We start from the raw sequence: 6517 nt of genomic DNA, 5'->3' as shown, positions 1-6517 counted from the left end.
GTGAACTCCTGGCTGGCAGCCGTGACGGTGACTGCCTTGGGATTAATGGTGAGCGTGCCGGCGACCGGGGTGATCGCGTAGTTCGCGGTCACGTCCTCTTCGCCGTGCATGATCTTGTAGCCGACGGCCACGGGGTTGTTGCCGGCGGCGGTGTCGGCCACGTTCGTGGCGGAGCCGGTGGCCTCGGCGACCAGGGTGTCGCCCGGGAACAGCGTGCCCTCGGTGACGGTGACGCCCGCGTCGGTCAGGGCCGTGCCGTCGTAGGTCTTGGACTCGGAGGCCGCCGTGATGGTGATCGCCTGCGAGGCGTTCGTCATGGTCAGCTCGCCATTGGCGGTGGTGACGCTGTAGTTGTCAGGATTGCCCGCGGTGAACTCGTAGCCCTCGACCACGTTGGCAACCGGGCTCTCGCTCGGGAAGGTGATGGATCCGGTCACCGTGGCGCTGATGGCGTCATCGCCCACCAGGCCATCCACGTCGTAGCCGCCCCAGCTCTGGGCCTGGCCCGTGTAGGCGAAGGCCTTGCTCTGGGCCGTGATGGTTACGGCCTTGGGCTCGATGGTCAGCGTGCCAGCCTGGGTGGTGACCACGTAGCTGGCGGTCACGTCCTCGGTGCCGTGCATGACCTTGTAGCCGGCGGCCACGGGGTTGTTGCCGGCGGCGGTGTCGGCCACGTTGGTGGCGGAGCCGGTGGCCTCGGCCACGAGCTCGTCGCCCGGGAGCAGGCTGCCCTCGGTGACGGTGACGCCCGCGGCGGTCAGGGCCGTGCCGTCATACGTCTTGGAGTCGGAAGCCGCCGTGATGGTGATCGCCTGGGAGGCGTTGCTCATCGTGAGCTCGCCGTTGGCGGTGGTCACGCTGTAGTTGTCGGCATTGCCCGTGGTGAACTCGTAGCCGGTGACCACGTTGGCAACGGGGCTCTGGCTCGGGAAGGTGATGGAGCCAGCAACCGTGGCGTTGATGGCGTCATTGCCGACCAGGCCGATTACGTCGTATCCGCTCCAGCTCTGAGCCGTGCCGTTGTAGGTGAACTCCTTGTCCTGAGCGGTGACGGTAACCGCCTTCTTGGTAACGGTCAGCGTACCCAGGGCGATACCATCCTGGTAGTTCGGGTTCGTGGCCTTCACGGCGTACGTGATGGAGCCAACATTGGTAATGCTGGGAGCCTCACTGCTCCAGGTTTCGCCATTGTCGGTGGTGTACAGAAGTGTGGTGCCCTCGGGCAGAGTGGAGGAAACGCCACCCTCATGAGCCTGGCCGTCATACGCGCCATTGTAGGTGATGGCGGTAACGTCCAGCGTCTGCTTGTCAATCTTCAGCCAACCGTCGGTGTAGGTGTTGAACGCATTCGTGGGATCGTAGTTGTAACCCGGCGCGGTAACCTCGAAGTCATCGAGCGTGAGGCCCATCATGTACTTCTCTTCGGAAGCGTCGGTGCCCTTGGCGACGGCTTCCTTGCCCGGCTTCAGCGTTACGGTCACGCCTTCGGGAGCAGTGGAAGTGGCTTCGCCGCCCGCATACATATATGTAACGGTGTAGCCCGTAACCGACTGCTCAGAACCGTTGTAGGTAACCGTGCTGGTGTTGCCCGTGATCTGAACGTTCAGGCTGGGCTGCCATACCGCATACAGATCCTCGTACGGCTGCTTCTCGTCAGCGGCAACCTGCGTCACCACGTACGTCTCGCCATCAACGGTGGTGGTGTACTGCTCGCCATCCCATGCCAGGAAGTCGGCTTCCGTACCACCCTGGGTCTTCGTCCAGCCCATGAAGCTGTAGCCCTCGCGCGTAGGCGCGCTCTGGATGTTTACGGCCTCGTTGATGCTCAGATCGCTATCGCTGTGGTAGAGGACGCCCTTGCCATCATTCTCGGAGCCATAGTTGCTGTACCAATCGATGTGCGTGGGGGTCTTTTCCTCAACGTCTTCGTAGACGGCCTTCAGCTGCACCGTGTAGGTGTACTTCGGATCTTCGGGCGTGCTGCCAGAACGCTCGACAACGCGAGCATCTGCCTGATGGATTTCGAAGGACTCGCCCGGCAGAACCATTTCGTCGGTATCAACGTACGACTGGGATGCCTCATCCCACGTCTGAACGACCCAGCACTTAAAGCGCTTTGCCGTGGGATCGGCCGGCTGTGCAGCCGAAGCAGCGGTTACGTATGCAGCCTCCGTATAGAAGCTAGTATCGGTGGGCTGGGAGCCCTGCTTGCCGCCCTCGGCGGTATTGACGTCGTACAGGACGTTGATTCCATCGGCGCCAACCAGAACGGCACGCCACTTGGCGTATACATCTACGCGCTTGGTGATCCAGAAACGGTCGGAGCCATTGAAGCCCGTGATATCGGAATTGTAGGTTGCGCCATTGCCCCACTGGTCCATGACGTCCGTGAAATCGGTCAGCTTGTTATAGTCAGTGGCGATGGCATCGGTAAGCTTGGTGTTCTCATTGAATACCTTGGTGCAAGCGGCGTCGGAATACCAACCCACGAACTCGTAGCCATCACGCAGCGCCGTATTGGGAAGGGAAACGGTTCCCTCGTACCCAACGCGGAAGTTCATCGCCTGACTCGTCGAGCCCCAATCGAGGCTCGGGTCGCTCTGCTGCGTGCCGGCATTGGGATGCAAGAACACGCGGTACTGAACCTGGCGCCACTTGGCGTACACCGTAACGCCGCCCTCGGGCATGGTCGTGAAACTGTAAGGCTGGGTGCACTCGGGATCAATGTACCATCCCTCGAATGCATACCCCGTGCATTCAGGAGCAAAGTAGTTTGCGCCACCCTGGTTGTACGAGCTGAGGTCCGCTCCGTAGCTTACGCCGTCGTTCTCGCCCAGCTGGCCACGGTTCATCTCGTCCAGTGCATTGCCATTGCCGTCTACATAGACGCCGTCCATGTAGTTAATAGTGTAGGAGTTGCGCGTGTAGTAGAAACGAATGGTGCCGCCGCCTTCCACGTCGGCCCTACCGTTCACGAACGCAGGGTCGGAACCGTACTTCTCGTAACCCGTAAGCTCAACGAAATCTTCGGCCTCAGTGAAGAAGTTGTACTTCGCAGGAATGGTATTTCCGTACTTCACGAAGCTCTTGCCATTCCAGGTGCGGTCTGCCGCCTGCCCGGGAAGAGCCTCAACGTAGAACTCCATGTACTTGGTGCTTGCATTGGACGTGTCACGATTGAACGTAACGTTTTCAGCAGGCATGACGTCGATGTACACGAGCACCTGATCGAACGTGCTGCTATTCTGGGGATCCCAGCGCCATTCGGCGTCGGCGCCGTTATCGGTAATGGGGAAGTTGTCGCCAATGTACTGGCCATACAGCGCCGTGATGGTCTTGTACGTCGTGCTGTGAGAGAACATGCCACCGGGCTTACGGAACGTGAGGGTGTACTGGGTGCGGTCGTAGTACACATTCACCACAGCATTGCCTTCGGTGGTGATGGTTACGTTCTGGTCGAAGCTATCCAGATGGAAACCGGTGTACTGCTTGTTGGTGCCGTTAATGCGCGCATACGCGCTATCGCCATTGCCCTGCTTCGAAACGGTGTTCACGGTAGAGCCCACGCTGCCGGAAAGCGTGATGGCCTCTTCGAAGTCGTAGCCATCGGCGTTCAGGTTCTGCTTCCAGATGATGACCGTGTAGTTCGCGGTGGTATTGGGAATCCACTTGGCATAGATGGTCATGCCCTCGGCCAATTCGGTGCCGAACGTGAACTCATGGCCAGCGGTGCAAGCCTGATCGGTGAACCAGCCACCGAACGTATAACCAAAGCGGACCATTGCGCTGTCGTCGCACGGCTTCGTGCTGACTTCGCCGGCCTTCACAAACTCGGGAGCGTTATACGTACCGCCCTTGCCATTCTCGTCGAACACGAGCCAATGGCCCAGGGGCTCGGAAACGGAGAACTTTACATCGCCGGTAACGGTAATGGTGTCGCCGTTCTTGTATACGTGGCCCTCTTCGTAACCCGCGATGTTCGACTTGCCCTCGGAAACCAGCCAACCCTCGAAGTTGCGCTCGGGGTCGGTGGGCGTGTAGCCCATGTTCACCGTATAGGTGCCTTCGCCCGACTGCACGTTGCTGGGAACCTCGACGGTTTCCGCACCCTGGGAAACGCCGCTCTCGTCAACGTAGTCAATCTTGTACTGCTTGAAGATCGCCGGATAGTAGGTAACGCTGCTATCACCCGTAAGCGAAGCAGCGGTTTCCATGGCAGCTTCGCGCACATCGGCGATGGTGAGCAACTCGGTGCCGGCGGTGTAGTTCGGGTCGGTCGTCCAGCCGCGGAAGATCTCATTGGAGGCAAGGCCCTCTACGCCGGGATCGTAGATGATGCTCTCGACTTCCTCGGCGGTGTCATTCGCCTTGATGATCATTGCGGGATTCTCGCTCGCGCCGTTCTGGAAGGTAACGGTCAGGCGCGGCGTGACGGTGGTGACGATTGCATAAACCGAGAAGTCCTGGGAGGAAATCTGAACCTGATCGGAGGCGGTCGTCGAAGACGGGATAACTTCGGCGGAGCCAGCGTCGGGAATGTGGACGATGTCAACGTTTGCATCGGCATCGGCTTGCGCTTCGCGAATGCCATCGGAAGCAAGCTTCACGGTGACGGGAAGCTTGGGCTCGATTTCGCTCGTCTTGCCCGTAGCGGGATCCTCGTAGGTAAAGGAGATATCCACGGCGGCAATGTTGCCAGTGGTTACGTTGCCCTCTACGACATCGTTAACGGTGCCCAGAACGCTTGCCGCAGAAACACCCGTAACGACAAGCTTGGCTCCCTCGGGCAGCGCGCCCTTGGGAGCGGAAACGTTCACGGCAACGCCATTGGCATGTTCGGTATCGAACGTGACGGCGGGATACTCAGTTGCCTTCTGCTCGGTAGCGCCAGACTCGGCCTTAGTATTAGTAGTAGCGGGTTCGGCCTGCGCCTTGTCCGCTTCCGTACTAGTATTAGTAGCCTGCTGCGCATCTGCCTCTTCGCTGGCAGCTTGAACGACGGCAGTCGCGTCATTCGTCTGGGTGTCGCCGCTTGCGGCGGCTACGCTTTCAGACTCGCCCTGCAGCATAGCCTCGGACAGTGCGTCGTCATTGCCCAGTGCCACATTCGGCACCATGGCAAACACCATGGCAATGGTGCACATGACGGCAACGACCTTGTCGAAACGCTTGCGCATACGAGCCTTGGAAGATGTTGGCTTGTTGCCAACGCTTTCCGTGTTTGACTGCTTCATATCCCGTTTCATTTTCGACACCTACCTTCTCGTCGCAACGCGTCATCCGGACGCCTGCGTTCACTCCCGACTAACGGCCTAAGCCGAAACGCACGATTGGACGTTCCCACGCAGAATGCGCTTCTGCGCCTTCTCGGCATACATAGCCGCGTCCAACCGGTTTACGTATTCCAAAGCGGAGCTCGCACGCTTCGCTTTATCTCGAAGATCGTCGATGTCATCGCCCGGCACGTAGAGTGCGCTGCCGATGGAAATCTGAACCTCGCACGGCAGAGTGCTTTCGTCGTTGAAACGAATGAGCGTCTCGCGCACGCGCTTGGTGATAAGAGAGAGAATTGCTTCGTCATTAACTTCCACAATGACGAAGAACTCGTCGCCGCCGTAGCGAGCAACGGTATCGTCGACGCGGAAGCAGTCGACGAGCAGCTTGGAGAATTCGACCAAAACGGCGTCGCCCGTTACGTGGCCGAAGTGATCGTTGATGTTCTTGAACTCATCGATGTCGATGAGCAAACCGCCGAACGTGCGATGCGAACGCACAAGCTGATCGAGCTTGCGGTCGAGCGCACGGCGATTCCAGATACCCGTGAGGAAATCGACGCTCGTACCTTCGGCTTGCACGACCGCGTAACGCGAAAGTGCCGCGATGGCGAACGCAGCGGGAAGAACCATGGTGTTGGAGACAATGAGCTGAAGCCCAATGCCCGTGACGATAATGCCCATCGCAAGCACGAGCGAGTAGGCCGTCGTCGTTCCGATGCGCACCTGGCGCACCAGGAAGAAGATGGCGTCGACCACAAGGTAGATGCAGAGGAATGCTGCCTGCGCCCACCAGACCCATCCGTTCGACGGAACCAGAGAGCCGAACGGGCCGGGCAGCATGCCGGCGGTTGCCATAACGGACAGGAAGATGATATCGGCCGCGCAAACGACGCCGTTCGCGACGTGCCACCACGTGGGCATTGCACGATGGACTTCGATGCAAGAGGCGGCATATGCAACGCCCAGGAACAGGCAGACGGGAATAAGCGCCTGCTGGAGAAACGCCAGGGGGAAGAAAACGCTGGGCATGCCCTGCAGCAGGTGAGCTAGCACATCGACCAGCACCAGGCCAGCCATCATGCACAGGGCACGACGGAAGAAGCGGCGCTGACGGCTGCGCAGAACGGAGCCATCGTGAGTGGCAGCGAATAGAATAACAAGCACAGCTGCGGAAACCGCGTCGATTGCGATCCATGCTTCCAGCTCGAACATAACGCACACCCCCTGCTGTTCTCTCTTGT

2 protein-coding genes are annotated in these 6517 nt (G+C 59.5%); both read right to left on the bottom strand.

Annotation, left to right across the window (positions count from 1 at the left end):
* A partial coding sequence (locus E7002_RS09010; protein WP_303728570.1) for an InlB B-repeat-containing protein occupies positions 1-5234 on the bottom strand: 5234 nt, incomplete at its 3' end.
* Between the two features lie 78 nt (positions 5235-5312).
* Positions 5313-6488 carry a diguanylate cyclase gene (locus tag E7002_RS09005; protein ID WP_303728569.1) on the bottom strand — a complete coding sequence of 392 codons (1176 nt, stop codon included), beginning with the start codon at positions 6486-6488 and terminating at the stop codon, positions 5313-5315.
* Between the last annotated feature and the right edge of the window lie 29 nt (positions 6489-6517).

Origin of the sequence: Denitrobacterium detoxificans (genome assembly GCF_015062615.1) — a bacterium.
GTDB lineage: Bacteria > Actinomycetota > Coriobacteriia > Coriobacteriales > Eggerthellaceae > Denitrobacterium > Denitrobacterium detoxificans_A.
Note: the sequence above shows the minus strand (reverse complement) of the source record. Positions and strands in the feature narration are given on the sequence as shown.

Excerpts from the sequence above, each read along its gene's own strand:
- E7002_RS09005 (WP_303728569.1), bottom strand. The coding sequence starts at position 6,488 with ATGTTCGAGCTGGAAGCATGGATCGCAATCGACGCGGTTTCCGCAGCT.